Here is a 16,307-nt window from a genome sequence, read left to right on the forward strand (position 1 = left end):
AATCATGGCTTGCGCATGAACACAAAGTCGCCGCCCGCGTGGCCGGAGTTTTTGATGATGTTGTATTCCGGCACCTGTTCGGCGCGGCCCGCCACCGGTTCCTTGATGTACCTGTAGAACAACTGTTCCGCCGTAAAGATTTCTTCCTCCACCATATTGAGCGCGTCGATGAAGGCGCGCGCGAACACGGAATGGCCGCCGCCCCCGCCGTCCGCCACCGGCTCGTTGCCGCCGGAGGCCATCAATGTGCGCGACGAGCGCTTGTGCATTTTTTCAAGGAAGCGTTTGTGCTGGTCCGGCGTGGACAGGTTGGTGATCGCCGAGCGGGTGAGTGTGCCCGAATAGCAACTGTCCGCCACCACCAGCACATGGCGCGAGGCGAAACGGCGGATGTTGGTGGTGATGTTGTCCACGATCAGCCAGTTGGCGTCGCTGTCGCGTTCCGCATCGGCGGGCAGCCAGTAGGCTTTGTTGACGGTTTTGTCGAACTCACCGTGCCCCGCGTAGTAGATCAGCAGGTTGTCGTTGGGACCCATCGTCTTGCGGGCGTTGTTGAAGGCGCGCATGATCTGGGTGCGCGACACGTCGATCAGCAGGTTGGTCTTGAACCCGTATTTCTGCCGCAACAGCTTTTCGATTTCGCGCGCGTCGTGCACCGCCGTTTGCAGTTTAGGCAGGTATTTGTAGTCGTTGATGCCGATGATGATGGCGTGATAATCGCCGACAGACATCGCGCCGGTTTGTTCCATGAAGTTTTTCTGGATGTCCGGCACTTTGGCGATGACGGTCTGCTCCTCCGTTGAGGTGCGACTGTCCAGCCAGAATGATCTCTGCGTGGTGTTCTGATGGATGTCGCGGGCGAGGATGATGATTTCGCTTTTGCCGGAATTCAGCGGAATGGTGGCGGCGAACTTGCCGGAAGGCTCGATGTGCGCGGGCAGGCCGTTGATCAACACTTCGGCGATGCCGCTGTCGTCTTCCGCCAGGCCGGTGACCTGTGTGGTCGGCGACTTGGCCACGGGCACGATGCCGCGCGAAGTTTCGTGCGAGGTGATGGTGATGACCGGCGGCGTGTTGTCCACCGGCTTCACGGTTTCCGTCTTCGGCGGTTTCTGCACGACGATCTCCGGCTGCTTGTCGTGTTTCTTCTGCCCCGGTTTGTAGTGGGTGACCTTCAGCGGTTTGTCGTTGTCCCAGGTGCCCACGTCGCGGCTGCCGTTGGCGTAGGTGAAGGTGCCCTGACCGTGCATCTTGCTGTCCGCCCATTCGCCGGTGTAGGTGTCGCCGTTTTTCCAGGTGTAGGTGCCGGTGCCGTGTTTCTTCCAGTCGTCCCATTCGCCGGTGTACTTGTCGCCGCTGGCGTACACCTTGGTGCCGTAGCCGGTCAGCTTGCCCGCCTTGAACTCGCCGTTGTACCGGTCGCCTTTCCACGGATCGCGGCCCCAGATGTAGAGACCCTGTCCGTGGAAGGCGTCGTCCTTGAACTCGCCGTCATACTGATCGCCGCTGGCATAATACTGCGTGCCGTGGCCTTCTTTTTTACCGTCGGCCCAGGCGCCGACATAGCGGTTGCCGTTTTTCCAGGTGTAGGTGCCGAAGCCGTGTTTTTTCCAGTTGCTCCACTCGCCCTCATATTGATCACCGCTGGCGTAATACTTGATGCCCCGGCCGTTCAGCTCGTCGGCCTTGAAGGTGCCGACATAGCGATCGCCGGTCCACGGCTTGCGTTTCCAGGTGAACTCGCCCTGGCCTTCTTTTTTCCAGTCCTTGAACTGGCCCTTATAGACATCGCCGTTGGTGTAGTAGTAGGTGCCGGTGCCGTTGGAGGCGTCCGCCTCGAACTCGCCCACGTACTTGTCGCCTTCCTTCCAGTAGTAGGTGCCGAAGCCTTCTTTTTTCCAGTCGATGAAACCGCCGACATACTTGTCGCCCATCCACGGTTCGCGTCCCCAGGTGTAGGTGCCGTGGCCGTTGGGCGCATCGTCTTTGAAGTCGCCGGTGTACTTGTCGCCGTTGGCCCAGGAGTAGGTGCCCAGCCCGTCGTATTTCCCGTTTTTGAACTCGCCGGTGTAGCGATCGCCCTTCCACTTGTCTTCGTTGAAGGTATAGGTGCCGTGACCGTGGAACACGCCGTTCTTGAATTCGCCGACGTATTTGTTGCCGTTATCGCGGACCAGGGTGCCGAATCCGTTCTGGCAGTTGCCGGAAGTGCAGTTGTCGGCGAAGGCGGGGAGGGCGGACCCCGTCAGACAGAGGGCGAGCCAGAGCGCAACAAGGCTCCGGCGGAGGACCCGTCCTGTTTGCCGATTGCATCCTGTACCGTTCATGGTATCCCCTTCGTGCTGGTGCGTTCGCGCGTTCGCGTTCGCGCTGGTGTGGTGTGTCCTCTTAAAGTTAAAGCCAATGGCGGCGGCTTGCAAGGACCTTCGGAAAAATCAGGGTCCGGCCGCGGATTCCACCCGGAACGGGCTGGGTTCGACAAGCCGGTTATTTTCCCAGAGGCCGGTTTGCTGAGCGCCGCCGGGCTGCATCTGGGTGCCGCGTCCGTGCCTGAGGCCGTCCTGCCATTCGCCGGTATAATGCCCGCCCCCGGCTTCGTTCAGCGTGCCGTAGCCGTGGTAGAGGCCGTTCTGGAATTCACCGACGTAGTGGTCGCCGGACTTCCGGATCAACGTGCCGCGCCCGGTTTCGCAATCGCCCAGGCATTTGGGATACGACGTGGCGCAGGCGGAGGCGGCAAGGAGCGCCAGCAGGCCTGCGAGAAAAAATGAAATCCGGTTCCGAGTCAAACGGTCTTCTCCACGTTGCGAGGGAAGAGTGCACCAAAACCTCCCCCTCGATCCCCTCCTTGGTAAGGAGGGGAAGAAAGAAGAAAATCATCGTTCACCCCCGCCCCCGCCCGTCACTCCGTGAGTGCTCCCATCCAGGGAGAGGAGCAGGCGTGGCCTGCGGCAAATTGGCTAATGCCCGGAGCAAATCATAGTTGTCTAGCCCATTTCAAATACAACCCGTTGCCTCCGGACGCAGTCCGGTCCCTTCTCCCCTGGCGGGAGAAGGTTAGGATTAGGATGAGGGGGATTCATGATACTTTCATTTCCCTTTTTCTCTGTTTCATCACCAACCCGGTGAAGCATGATTCTTCCTCACGGTTTGCGGATGAACACAAAATCGCCGCCCTCATGGCCGGAGTCCTGAATTATTTTATACTCCGGAATTTGCTGGGAGGCACCCGCCACTCGTTCCTTCAGATGATCCCTGAAAAGCTGTTCCGCCGTGAACGCCTTCATGCCCGGATTTTTCAAAGCCTCCAAGAATGCCTGCGCGAATACCGAGTGCCCACTGCCGCCGCCATCGGATACGGGTTCGTTGCCGCCGCTGGCCATGAGCGTTCGGGATGTTCTCTCAAACATTTTGCCCAGATAGCGGTTGAACTGGTGAACCGTGTTCGATTGAATATCAATGTTCCGGGTGAGCGTCCCCGAGTAGCAACTGTCCGCGACAATCAACACATGCTTTGCGGGCATGCGCCGCACTGTGGAAGTAATACGGTCCACGATCAGCCATCGAATGTCGGAGTCTTCATCCGCATCGACAGGCAGCCAGAACGCCTTATCAACGGTCTTGTCGAACACTCCATGCCCTGCATAATATATGAGGAGATGATCGTCTTCACCCACTTTCCTGCGAATCCGGTCGAACGCCTCCAGCATTTGATCCCGGTCCGGGTCGATCAACAGGTGCGTTGAAAACCCATAGTTTTCACGAAGAATCTGGTCCACCGCCTGGGCGTCACGGATGGCGGTTCGGAGTTTTGGAAGCTTTTGATAATTGTTGATCCCGATGACGATGGCGTGGAATGCCCCCTTCACGTCCAGTTCTTCCATATTGGAAGGCTTAGGCACCATTGCGAGTTGGGGAGGAAGCTCCACCTCCACGCCTTTCAGCCAGAAGTTTTTCCAGGCCGTGTTGCCGTGCTCGTCGCGCACCACAATCTGCACCTTCGTGTCTTCGTTTTCCAACGGCACCTCTGCCGAAAAATTCCCCGACGCATCCATGTAAGCTTTTACCCCGTTGACGGTGACCTCATCGATCCCGCTTTCGTCCTCGACTTTGCCTGCAATCAAAACCGAAGGCACTTTCGGAACCACCGCCACCCCGCTTTTCATATCGTGCGAGGTGATGGTGAGAACAGGAGGGGCGGTGTCTTTGGGTTTGTTGAAGTTAAATCCCAAGTCCGTTAACTGCTGTATCTGATCCTGAGTCAACAGGCCTTCATCATGGGCCTGCTGGATAGCTTGTATTTCTTCTTCTGTTAAGTCTTCGATGGAGGGTTTGGCTTTAATATACGGACTCAAATCCCACAGCTTGAGGGTGCCGTCCGTACTACCCGACAGGGCGTAACGGCCGTCCGGCGAAAAAGCGACGTAAATAACGCCGCGTTTATGCCCCCTGATTGTGCGGATTTCCCGTCCCGTTTCCACCTCCCACAACTTGAGAGTTTTGTCACCACCACCACTCGACAGGGCGTAACGTCCGTCCGGGGAAAAGGCGACGGAGTTAACAGACTTTGTATGTTTTGTATGTCCGGTAAACGTGCGGATTTCTTTTCCTGTCGCCACTTCCCACAACTTGAGGGTTTTGTCATGGCTGCCCGACAGGGCATAACGCCCGTCCGGGGAAAAAGCGACGGACACAACAAAACCTTCATGGCCGGTAAAGGTGCGGATTTCTTTTCCCGTGGCGACCTCCCACAGTTTGAGAGTGTTGTCCTGACTGCCTGACAGAGCATATTGCCCATCCGGCGAAAAAGCGGCGGGTAGAACAGCACTTGTATGCCCGGTGAAGGTGCGGACCTCTTTCCCGGTTGCCACCTCCCACAACTTGAGTGTCTCATCCCAACTTCCTGACAGGGCGTAACGCCCATCCGGGGAAAATGCGACGGAAGTAACGCCGTGTTTATGGCCTCTGAAGGTTCGGACTTCCTTTCCGGTCTCCACCTCCCACAACTTGAGGGTGTAGTCCACACTGCCCGACAAAGCGTAACGCCCATCCGGAGAAAAAGCGACGGACGTGACTAAATAAGTATGCCCAGTGAAAGTGCGGACCTCTTTTCCGGTTGCTATCTCCCACAACTTGAGTGTCGCATCCCAACTTCCTGACAGGGCGTAACGCCCATCCGGGGAAAAGGCGACGGACGTAACCGCGCCAGCGCCAGTATGCCCAGTGAAGGTGCGGATGGATTCATCGGCAAGGGAATTGGTGGGCGAGAGCAGGAGGGACAGCAGGGCGATTCCAAACAGGAGCGGGGTTTTCATCCGTGCTTTTTTCAAACAGGGCGTTTGCATGATCGCGCTGAGATCCATTTTAATGATTCCCCGCTGACGCTCGGAATCGAGAACTGGAGGAACAAGCCCCCTAGCCCCCTTCGGAGAAGGGGGGATTGATCGGTCTTCCGCCTGAGTGTCTCCGTGTCCATCCGTGCTTATCGGCGGTTTAAAATATTCGCTCCCGGCCTGGCCGGGTCCGTGTTCATCGGTGGTTCATTTGTTCATTCACTGCTGTTTCATGAACACGAAGTCGCCGCCCTCGTGGCCGGAGTTTTTGATGATGTTGTATTCCGGCACCTGCTGGGCCTGGCCCGCCACGGCTTCCTTGATGTAGGTATGGAACAGTTGTTCGGCGGTGAAGGTGGTTTCGTCGGTGCTCTTGAGCGCGCGCAGAAACACGCTGGCGAAGATGCTGTGGCCGCCGCCGCCGCCGTCCGCCACCGGCTCATTGCCGCCGGAAGCCATCAGCGTGCGCGACGAGCGTTCCATCATTTTCTGCAGGAATTTTTCTTTTTCCTGCGCCGTGGTCAGCTTGGTGATGGCGGCGCGCGTCAACGTGCCCGAATAACAACTGTCGGCCACCACCAGCACGTGGCGGGTGGCCATGCGGCGGATGTTGGTGGTGATGTTATCGACGATGATCCAGTGGGTGTCGTTGTCCGGCTGCGCATCGACGGGCAGCCAGTAGGCTTTGTTGACGGCCTTGTCGAACTCGCCGTGCCCGGCGTAATAGATGAGCAGGTTGTCGTCGCTGCCCAACTGCTCGCGCACTTCGTTGAAGCCGTTCATGATGTCGGCGCGGTCGGCGTTGAGCAAGAGCGTGGTGGTGAACCCGTATTCGCGCTGTAAAAGCCGGTCCACTTCCTTGGCGTCGTTGACGGCGGTTTCCAGAGGTGGCAGGTGGCGGTAGTTGTTGATGCCGATGATGAGCGCATGGTACTTGCCGGTTTTGACCGGCGGGCCGATCTCCGCCTGGAGTTCATCGGCCAGGCTGCGCGTGTCTTCCCGGGCTTCCAGCCAGAACATTTTCTGTGCTTCGTTCTGGTGCGGGTCGCGGGCGACGATGTTGACCTCGTTGCGGCCTTCATTGAGCGGCAGTTTGATGGAGAAGTGGCCGGAGGCATCGACCTGGGCCGTCTCGCCATTGACCACTACTGTGGACACGCCACTCGGGTCTTCGGCGACGCCGGTGATCAGCATGTGCGGCACCATGGGCACGATGGCGATGCCGCGGAACATCTGGTGTGAGGTGACGCGGATGTGCGGCGGTTGCGTGTCGCGGCTGTTCTCTTCCACGGTGACCGGGGGCTGGGTCTCTTCTTCCGACGGCAGTTTGTTGAATTTCCACACGCCCTTTTCGACGCGGCCGTCGGCGTAGGTCAGGGTGCCTTCGCCGTGGCGTTTGCCGTTGACGTAAGCGCCGACGTACTGGTCGCCATTGGCCCAGGTGAACGTCCCCTGGCCGTGCATGACGTCGTTGTTCCACTGGCCTTCGTAGCGGTCGCCGGTGTGAAAGGTCATCGTGCCCTGGCCTTCGCGCACGTTGTCCACCCATTCGCCGGTGTACGTGTCGCCGTTGGCCCAGGTGTAGGTGCCCTGTCCGTGCCGCTGGTCGGCGACGAACGCGCCTTCGTACTGGTCGCCGTTGTTGTAGAGGGCGCTGCCCTGCCCGTGTTTCTGCCCGTTTTGCGTGTCGCCGGTGTAGGTGCAGTCGGGACACACCGAGAGCGTGCGCCCGGCGCCGCACCCCGCGGCCAACAGCACGAGCAGAAGAAGAAAGAAGATCCCGGCCCGTTGCAGGCTGCGGGAGGTGGCGCGTTGTTGGCTGTGTGCGTTCATGGCGTGTGCCCTTTTGTCAGATCAGAAGCGTTCGGTCAACTCCCCGTCGGTCCATTGACCGGTTTCCTGGGAGCCATCGGCGTGGATGTAGGTGCCCTGTCCATGCTTTTTGTCATCCTTCCAGCCGCCGATGAATTTATCCCCGTTGGCGTACAGATACGTGCCCTGGCCGTTGCGTTTGTCATTCACCCATTCGCCGATGTACTTGTCGCCTTCGATCCAGGTGAAGGTGCCTTGGCCGTCTTTCTTGCCGCCCTTCCATTCGCCGATGTACTTGTTGCCGTTGGCGTAGTAGTAGCTGCCGAAACCCTGGCGCTGGTCCTGCTCGTAGTCGCCGACATACTTCTCGCCGTTCGACCACATGAAGGTGCCTTTGCCCTGCTTGTTGTTCTTGACCCACTGGCCCTCGTACACGTCGCCGTTGGCGTAAAAGTATTTGCCCTGGCCGTGCGGCAGATTGCTGCTGTTTTCACCGACGTATTTGTCGCCGTTGTTGTACACGTAGGTGCCGGTGCCGTTGGAGCAGTCCCCGGCCAGACACCCGGCCTTGCCCGTTTCCTGATTCTGCGGAACGGGAGGGACGACCGGCGGCGGGGGCGTCGTGGTGGTGCCGGATTCCCCGGCTTTCACCATGTTGACGTTTTTGCGTTCGCCGTTTTCCCAGGTGCCGATTTCCTTGTCGCCGTTGGCCCAGAAATAGGTGCCCTGTCCGTGGCGTTTGTCCTGCCGCCAGTCCCCCACATAGCGGTCGCCGCTGGCATAGAGGTACGTGCCCTGGCCGTTGCGCTTGTCCTGTTCCCAATTGCCGATGTAGCGGTCGCCCTGCGCCCACAGGAACATGCCTTTGCCGTGTTTCTGGCCCTGATCCCAGTGGCCGATGTACATATCGCCGTTGTTGTAGAAATAGATGCCGTCGCCGTTGCGCTTGTCGTTGCTGTATTCGCCCGCGTACTTATCGCCGATCTTGTAATCGTAGTTGCCGTAGCCGTGCATCTTGTTGCTGCGGTTTTCGCCGGTGTAGCGATCCTGGTTGTCGAACTCGAACGTGCCATAGCCGTTGCTGCAGTCGCCATTCAGACACTTGGCCGAGGCCGGCGAGGCCAGCGTGAGCCACAACCCGGCAACCCCGATCGCCAGCAGGGTGGGCAGGATCCGGGACGTCCGCGATGGATGTGTTTTATTTATAAAGGAAGACATGATTGCCCCCAATGCGCTCTTGACGTTGATTGCCGGGAAACCCGGGCCGTGCATGACGCTGCCCGGATCAGTCCTGTCCATATTCCTTGACCAGCGTGTCCTGTTTCCAGGTTCCGTTCAAGGTACGGCCATCCGGAAAGACATAGATGCCGTGACCTTCCCGTTTGTTCTCGACCCAGTGGCCGATGTATATTTCCCGATTGGGCCAGATGTTGGTGCCGTAACCGTTGCGTTTGTTGTTGGCCCACTGTCCCGTGTACTTTTCACCCGTCGGCCAGATGTTGGTGCCGGGGCCGTTGCGCTCGTCGTTCTGCCAGCGGCCGAGGTACTGTTCGCCGGAGGTCCAGGTGAACACGCCGTATCCGTTTTTCTTGTTGTTTTCCCAGTAGCCTGAATAGAGGTCGCCGTTGGCCCAGAAGTATTTACCGTAACCGTGCGCCTGGTCCTTCTGGTTCTGGCCGATGTAACGGTCGCCGTTGTCATAATGAAATTCACCCTGACCGTTGCCGCAGTCACCAGAAATGCAGGCGGCAAATCCCGGAGCCGGCAGCAGCAGACAGGCAGCCAGCACGCCCCACCCCAACAGGAAACGGAGGGATTGCCCGATGGTTCTGGATCTGTTCATAACCGTTGCCTCCTGTTCGCATCCCAATAGGGATGACTCAATCCAAACTCCAACCCACCCGGCCCCGTCGGCCGGGCCAGAGCAAACCGCGTTTTAAAAATCATCGAAATTGAAACGGCCCTTGTTGCGTCCCTTCAGTTTCTTTTTGATATCGTCCATCATTCCTTCCAGTTCCTCTTCCGTGGCCGCGAACAGGTCGTCCATTTTATAAGGACGTTTTTCCGTCAGGATCTCCGCTTCCGGTTTGGGTCCGGGTTCCGGGGATGTGTTCCCGGTGTTGGGTTGCGGCTCCGGTTTGGGTTTTGGTTGCACCGGTTTCACCTGCGGTTTGGGTTTGCCCAGGGTCTTTTCCTTTTGCGGGTGCGTGACGGTTTTCGATTCCGGTTCCGCTTCCACCTTGGGGTCTTTCGGCATCGGCACGATGCCGGTCGGCTCGTAAGGCGACTCCACCTTCGCCACCTGCGTGTAGCCGAAGTGGTAGCCGTTGTCGTTCAACCACGCCACCGCCACATTGGATTTGATGGAAAAGTTGATGTCGGTGATGGCCAGGCCGTCCTGACTTTTGCGCGCGATGTTGGAGTTGATGCCCACCATCAACCCGTTGGCATCGAGCAGCGGCCCGCCGGAGTTGCCCCGGTTGAGGCTGGTTTCGGTCTGGAACACGTTCTTACCGGGGATGTTCTGAAAATCATCCCGGTACGAACTGATGGTCCCCGTGGTCAACGTCCACAATCCCCCGGATTCCGGATGCCCGATGGCGAGCACCCGATCACCGATGCCGATCTCGTTGGCGTTGAGGAACCCCACCGGCGGGTACGAGCCGGAAGGGGATTCGATCTGAAGCAACGCCAGGTCGAGATCGCGATTGTGAATCAGCAGCCGCGCCTTGAACCGCTTTTTCGTGTCCTGTTTCAGGTTGCCGGTCAGCCGCGGCGGTTTGAGAAAAATGCGCAGTTGGGAAAAGGGCCGTCCGGCTTTGGCGTTGATCACCACATGGGCGTTGGTGAGCACCAGTCCGTCTTCACGGATGATGCTCCCCGTGCCCATGCCCTGAAACTTTTCTCCCGGCTCAAAGCCGGTGATGAGAACGACCCGGGGCGACACGTCCTGGTACACCGTTTTCGGATCGAACTCTCTGGCGGAGGCGGGCCCCGCCAGCAGTACGATGGCCAATGCCGCTGTGATCCAGGTTCTCATGGCGTTCAACGTCCTTCCATTTTGTCGATTTCAGCATCCAACTCGTCGAAGGATTTCTCCGCCTGGTCCTTGATCTGATCGCGGATCTGCTTCGACAGGTCGTTGTACTGAGACAGGTTTTTCTCGAAGTGTTCGAGATCGATCTTGGCCAGCGAAAACATTTCGCCATTGTTCGGGTTCTGCCAGTGATCGACGATGGTGGAGCCGCGCAACGACATGTTGGTGATGTTCTTCAGCGCCTGCTCGACGTACTGGGTCTCGGACGTGGCGCTCATGTCGCCGGTGGTGGCGGATTCCTGGTAATCCTTGTAGAGCTTTTTGACGTAGGTCTCGAACACGTCCGCCAAGGCGGCGCGGGCCCGGTTTTCCGAAGAAGTGCGCAACAGCGAGGTGTTGCGGATACCGACTGCCGAACCGACGCCATAAAACGCGCGGTCATCGAACGCGCCCTGACCCTTCAACACCCATTCCGGTGCGTCCAGGTCCTGAATCGGCACAAAGCCTCCGCTCGGTTTTTCCGGTGTGCTGCTGCAGGCGCTCAAAAAGGCCGCCAATACGATCAACAACCCAAAGTTCCATCGTGACAAGGTTTTCATCGATGCTCCCTCCTCCGATTAAAAATTAGAAGTCAGTTTATGTAAGGATATTCTGATAGCTGATGGATGCTCAAACTATACCCCAAACCCCCAAAGGTTGGGTGCTCCATTTACCAGGGTATAAAGCGAAAAGCGTGCCAAACCGAAGCCCCTCCGCCCGGTTGTTCGATCCGTGTCCAATTTCTTTAGTTTAGAGGAAGGGTCGGGCTTTGGCAAAAGGAAGTTGCCCGGCGGCAGGCCTCAAATTTTGGCAGGGCGATGCCCACCATGCATGAATCCATGCACGGTTCATGCATGACAGACGGGGAGGGCAGGCCCGGGCACGGCAGCACGGCGCGGACACGACCCAAACAGATTGAATTTTCAACTATTTTTAATCGCCCTGCCGGGCTGTCCCTGTGGGCGGCAAAAAGAAATGCCTTTTACCGGGCAAACTGTTTACACTGAGGGACATCATGGTCGGGGAGGCAATGAAACGGAACGCCCGGCGGGGCTTGGCCCCCCCGTCAATTTCTGCTTTAATGAAACGTCCGGCCGGAAACAGGTCCGGTCGCCGCCGGTTCAGGCACGGCTTTTGCTCTATTCAGGGCAGTGAATCATTCAGGAAGGGGACAGCGATGCGCCACAACTTGCGATCCATAGGCCTTTTCATCTGCCTGCTCGGGCTGGCAGGCTGCGCCGGGAGCGTGCAACCGGGGGCCAGCCAGGACAACGCCAGCGCCGACGATCTGGCGAAACTCCGCAAACTGGAACAGATGGAACAACGCACCGCCTGCCCGCCGGAACCGGGCTGGGTGCTGGGCAAGGGCCATCCCAATTTCCCCTCCGCCAAATACCTCATCGGCGTCGGCATTTCCGCCGAAAGTCCGTCGGGTGCGAAAGACACGGCCACCGCCGAGTTGGCCAAGAACATCAAGGTCAACATCCAGTCGGTGATGAAGGATTTCGTCAGCACCGAAGGCACCTACGCCGAGTCCGCCGTCAAGACCGTGGTCGATGCGGCGCTGGAAGGCGTCGAACGCAAGGACGGCTATTTCGACAAATGCCGCAACCAGTATTACGCGCTGGTGGTCATGGACCGCGAACTGGAAGCGGGCAAACTGCAACAACGCATCGCCGCCACCGAATCCATCCTCAAGCAGCATCTCGACCAGGGCCGGGAAGCCGAGAACAAGGGCGAGCTGATTCAAGCCCTGTCGCATTACCTTGAAGGCTATGAACTGGCCCCGACCCTGGTGCCGCAGCGCAGCACGCTGGCGGTCATTGCCCGCTCCGCACCGTCCGGCGACCAGGCGCTGGAACTCAGCCAGGGCGCGTTCCGCAACCACGCGACAAACCTCATCCGCAATGTGCGGCTGGATGCGGTCTCCGGCGACAAGCAGACCATCAAGTCGTTCCAACTGCCTGCCGACGCGCTGGTGGCGGCGGCGTACATCCAGACCGATTTCGGCAACGTGGCGCTCAAGGGCTTGCCCATCCGGTTTCAGTTCGAGAAGGGCCAGGGCACGCTCAACGAAAGCGTCAACACCAATGAAGAGGGCCAGGCCCGTGCCTCGGTGGTGAAGATCGACAACTACGAAGCCGACCTGCACCGCATTGCCGTCAGGCTCGATTACGACCGGCTGGCCTCGGGCATCAATCCCCGGTTCAAGGACAGCTTCCTGGCGCCGCTGCAACACAAGGGCGCGACCTTCCATTACACCATCCAGAAGATCGAGGGCTTCTCCGGCAAATCGCACGCCTGGCGGCAGGGGCTGGTGCGGTTGGCGGAAACGGTCATCAAGAACGTGAAACCGGACACCACCCCCGTGGTTGGCGTCATTCAATTCGAGGACACGCGCAGCAAGAAGGTGACGCCGTTCACCGAAATCCTGGTCGAGGATTTCAAGGCCATCCTGGCGCAGGCGGGCAACCTGTCGCTCAAGGAGATCGCCTTGGTGCGCGACGCGGAGACGGATCCGCATGCGATGGCGAAAGAGCATCAACTCGATTTTTATGTCAATGGATCGTACCGCATGGAACGCGCCGGCTTGCAGATCATTGCCAAGCTCATCGACGTGCAGTCCAACACCTACCTCGGTTCGGGCAGCGTGCTGATGGATCGCGGCGCCATCAGTCCGGAAGATTTGAAAGTGCTGGAGACCTCGCCGTCGTCCGGTTCCAGCGGCATCAAGGATGCGGATGAAGAATACCGGCAGGAGCTCGACAAGCTGGTGTATGCCCAGCCGAAGAACGCCCAGTTCGCGGTGCAGGTGTGGACCAACCAGAAGGAATACGAGATCGGCGACCAGATCGTGTTTTCCGTGAAAGCGGAACGCGACAGCTACCTGACCCTGTTCGACATCGGTTCCGGCGGCGACGCCACGGTGATCTTCCCCAATGCGTTTCACAAGGACAACTTCATCCGTGCCGGACGCACCTATGAAATCCCGGCGCCGGAGTACGGCTTCAAGTTCAACATCGAAGGCCCCGCCGGGTTGGAACGGGTGAAGGCGATTGCCACGCTCGAGCCGGGTCTGCCGGTGGATCTGGATCTGGCCAAAGGCTTTCATACGTTCAAGCGCGGCAGCCGCGAAGGCACGCGCGACATTTCCATCATCGCCGACACGTTCACGCAGGGGACGGATCACAATTGGGCGGAGTCGCACACGGAAATATTTATTTTCAAGCGGAACGACACCTACACGCGCGGCATTCGCAAGATTCCGATCAAAGAAGATCCGGAAAAACCGATCGACATGATCGGCACCTTCGGCCGCGAACCGGCTCGCTGACCGGCACAACCAGACATCGCTTATGCTGAGACTCCGGGAGTTGGTACTGGGACTGATCGGGGCCGGGCTCACCGGCCTGCTGCTGTGGAGCCTGCCCAACCTGGTTCAGTCCTGGGAATGGAAAACCCTCGATCTGCGTTTCCAGTGGCGCGGCGCGCTGGCGACCGACCCGAACCTGGTGTTGATCGAAGCCGACGATCAAAGCGCCGTCACCTTCGGCCGCTGGCCGTGGAAACGCACGGTCCACGCCCACCTCGTTGAAACCCTGCACGACCAAAAAACCAAAACGGTGGTGTACGACGTGCTGTTTGCGTTGAAGGGCAATTCGCTGGAAGACCGCGCTCTCGAAGAGGCGGTCAAGATCGCGGGCAACGTGGTGTTTCCGGTGGCGGTGCGTCTGATGGAGAAACGCAAACCGTACGCGCCCGATCACAGCGACACCGGTTTGCCCTGGCCGGGCCTGGAGCGGCCGCTGGAATCACGCCGTTATTTTCATGCCAACCGCGCCATCTTTCCGCTGGCCTCGCTGGCGGAGCATGTGCAGGGGCTGGGTCACATCGCCACCAACCGCGATGCCGACGGCATCATCCGCCGCGTGCCGTTGCTGGTGCGCTACCACAAACAACTGGTGCCGTCGTTGGCGTTTCAGGGCGTGCTGGCTTACCTCAATGTATCGCCTGAAAACGTGGTGCCCGGCAACCGCGCCATCCTGATCCGGAACGCGCGCTTTCCGGGCAGCACGGTGCCACGTGATATCGAAATCCCGGTGGACGAGCAGGGGCAGATGCTCATCAACTACGCCGGGCGCTGGGGGGAGACCTTTCAGCATGTATCGATGTCCGCCGTGCTGGAGCGGCCGCAACCGGGGGAACTGGCAACCGGCCCTTCGGTCACATTGGAAAACAAACTGGCGCTCGTCGCCAACACCATTTCGGGCTACGACGCCAAACCGGTGCCGGTGGAAAAAGATTTTCCCGGCGTCGGCGTGCACGCCAACATCCTCAACACCCTGCTCACCGGCAATTTTCTGAAAGAAACCTCTACCGCGTTCAACCTGCTGCTGGTGCTGGCGTTGAGTCTGGCCACGGCGCAGGTGCTGTCGGTGCGTTATTACGCGTTGCAGGTGGTGCTGGTGGCGGCGCTGCTGGCGGCGTATGCGTTCACCGCCGCGTACCTGTTTCACTCGCATCTGGTGTTGCCGGTGGTGGCTCCGCTGGCGGCCATCGTCGTCACCACGCTGTGGGTGTCTCTCTACAACGCATCGACGGAAAAAGAAGCCGCCGAGAAGATGACGCACACCGCGCAGATGCTGTCCGGTGAAAAACAGAAAGTGGAAGCGCATCTGGAAAACCTGTCGCGCGACCTGACCTCGCAGCAGCAGGAGATGGATGCGTTGCAGCAGCAGTACCAGCAGGAAAAAGTGCAGTTGGAAAACCGCATTCACGATCTGCGCCTGCACAGCGGACTCGGCACCTCGCTCAACCGGCTCACGCAGCCCCTGTTTCAGGAATGCCGCGAGCACGGCATCGTCACCCTGGAAGACGCGGTGGCGGAGACCTTCCGCGAACTCAAACAGGTTGCGCCGAACGCATCCAGCGTCCTGTTGCTCGGCGAGTCGGGAACGGGCAAGGAACTGTTCGCCCGCGCCCTGCACCGGTTGAGTGGCCGTCCGGGACGTTTCGTCGCCCTCAACCTGGCCGCGTGCCCGGAAGGGTTGGTGGAAAGCGAACTGTTCGGCCACGTCAAGGGCGCGTTCACCGGCGCGACCTCGGACAAACCGGGGCGCTTTCGCGAGGCCGAAGGCGGCACACTGTTTCTCGATGAGATCGGCGAGGTCCATGCCGACATCCAGGTCAAGCTGCTGCGCGTGTTGCAGGAAAAGGAAGTGCAGCCGGTCGGCGGCGAGCGGACATTTACGGTCGATGTGCGCGTGGTCTCCGCCACCAATAAGGACCTCAAGGCGGAAATGGAAGTGGGACGCTTCCGCGGCGATCTCTATTACCGGCTCAATACGATTCCGTTCACGCTGCATCCCTTGCGCGAACGGCCGAAAGACATCGAACTGCTCGCCTGGCATTTCATGGACCGCTACAAGCATCGCTATGGACGCAACATCAACGGCATTTCCAAAAAAGCCATGGACGCGCTCAAGGCTCATGCCTGGCCGGGCAACGTGCGTGAGTTCGAAAATGTCATCGAACGCGGCGTGACGCTGGCGGACGGCACCGTCATTCAGGAAAAAGACCTGCAACTGAAAAGCGAGATGGAAACGGCAGCGGCTCCGAAACCTCCGTCAGGCGCGAGGGCCCCGGACAGGGATGAGGTGTTCCTCGACACCCTGCGCCGCAATCAGTTCGAGATCAACGCCACGGCCAACCACCTGGAAGTCAGCCGCAACACCGTGGCCAGCCGCTTCAAAGGCATCTGTTTTCAACGCCTCGTTGACAGCGGGAACGACCCGGCTCAGGCGGCGCGGGCGATCGCCGGCGAGACGCCGCATTATGAGTTCGTGTCGCAGAAGCTGGATGAGTATTATCAGAATCTCGTCAAGGACAGCGCTGCCTGGGAAGACGTCGAGGCCGCCGCCGCCGATGCGCTCAAACGCTCGCGCAACGTGCCCACCGCTTACCACCCCGCCATCGCGCAACTGGTGCGCGACCGTTTCCAGCAAGACCACGCTTGAGGCACCGCCTCACGAGGCATTGCCCCTCGAGGCCCACCTCTTGAGACCGCGCTGTCTCCGGTTCGAGGG

Annotated in this window: 10 protein-coding genes; 2 read left to right on the plus strand and 8 right to left on the minus strand. The window is 59.3% G+C overall.

Annotation, left to right across the window (positions count from 1 at the left end; all coding sequences use genetic code 11):
• Positions 1-2 precede the first annotated feature (2 nt).
• The 8 genes from QML71_RS00565 to QML71_RS00600 all read right to left on the minus strand — a co-directional run bounded on the left by QML71_RS00565 (position 3) and on the right by QML71_RS00600 (position 10,781).
• A complete protein-coding gene (locus QML71_RS00565) occupies positions 3-2,327 on the minus strand; it encodes a caspase family protein (RefSeq protein ID WP_282009947.1) in 2,325 nt (774 codons plus the stop codon).
• A 108-nt stretch (positions 2,328-2,435) separates the two neighbouring features.
• Positions 2,436-2,789 carry an MORN repeat-containing protein gene (locus QML71_RS00570; RefSeq protein ID WP_282009948.1) on the minus strand — a complete coding sequence of 118 codons (354 nt, stop codon included), beginning with the start codon at positions 2,787-2,789 and terminating at the stop codon, positions 2,436-2,438.
• A 354-nt stretch (positions 2,790-3,143) separates the two neighbouring features.
• Complete coding sequence (locus QML71_RS00575; RefSeq protein ID WP_282009949.1) at positions 3,144-5,363, minus strand: caspase family protein; 2,220 nt, start codon at positions 5,361-5,363, stop codon at positions 3,144-3,146.
• Positions 5,364-5,552: 189 nt separating this feature from the next.
• The gene (locus QML71_RS00580; RefSeq protein ID WP_282009950.1) at positions 5,553-7,166 is read right to left on the minus strand and encodes a caspase family protein; all 1,614 of its coding nucleotides are present in this window, start codon (positions 7,164-7,166) and stop codon (positions 5,553-5,555) included.
• Between the two features lie 21 nt (positions 7,167-7,187).
• Positions 7,188-8,444, minus strand: a complete 1,257-nt coding sequence (locus QML71_RS00585) for an MORN repeat-containing protein (RefSeq protein WP_282009951.1) — start codon at positions 8,442-8,444, stop codon at positions 7,188-7,190.
• A complete protein-coding gene (locus QML71_RS00590; protein WP_282009952.1) occupies positions 8,431-8,988 on the minus strand; it encodes an MORN repeat-containing protein in 558 nt (185 codons plus the stop codon). Before QML71_RS00590 ends, QML71_RS00585 begins: the two co-directional genes overlap by 14 nt.
• A 93-nt stretch (positions 8,989-9,081) precedes the next feature.
• Entirely contained in the window at positions 9,082-10,185 is a 1,104-nt protein-coding gene (locus tag QML71_RS00595) for a S1C family serine protease (RefSeq protein WP_282009953.1), read from the minus strand.
• Positions 10,186-10,190: 5 nt separating this feature from the next.
• The gene (locus QML71_RS00600; protein ID WP_282009954.1) at positions 10,191-10,781 is read right to left on the minus strand and encodes an LPP20 family lipoprotein; all 591 of its coding nucleotides are present in this window, start codon (positions 10,779-10,781) and stop codon (positions 10,191-10,193) included.
• A gap of 617 nt (positions 10,782-11,398) precedes the next feature.
• Here QML71_RS00600 and QML71_RS00605 point away from each other — a divergent pair.
• Together QML71_RS00605 and QML71_RS00610 are read left to right on the plus strand one after the other, a co-directional pair.
• Positions 11,399-13,555 (plus strand): DUF4384 domain-containing protein, encoded by a 2,157-nt coding sequence (locus QML71_RS00605; protein ID WP_282009955.1) that lies wholly within the window; start codon positions 11,399-11,401, stop codon positions 13,553-13,555.
• A gap of 22 nt (positions 13,556-13,577) precedes the next feature.
• Entirely contained in the window at positions 13,578-16,238 is a 2,661-nt protein-coding gene (locus QML71_RS00610; RefSeq protein WP_282009956.1) for a sigma 54-interacting transcriptional regulator, read from the plus strand.
• The last annotated feature ends 69 nt before the right edge of the window (positions 16,239-16,307 follow it).

Origin of the sequence: Nitrospina watsonii, assembly GCF_946900835.1 — a bacterium.
Lineage (GTDB): Bacteria > Nitrospinota > Nitrospinia > Nitrospinales > Nitrospinaceae > Nitrospina > Nitrospina watsonii.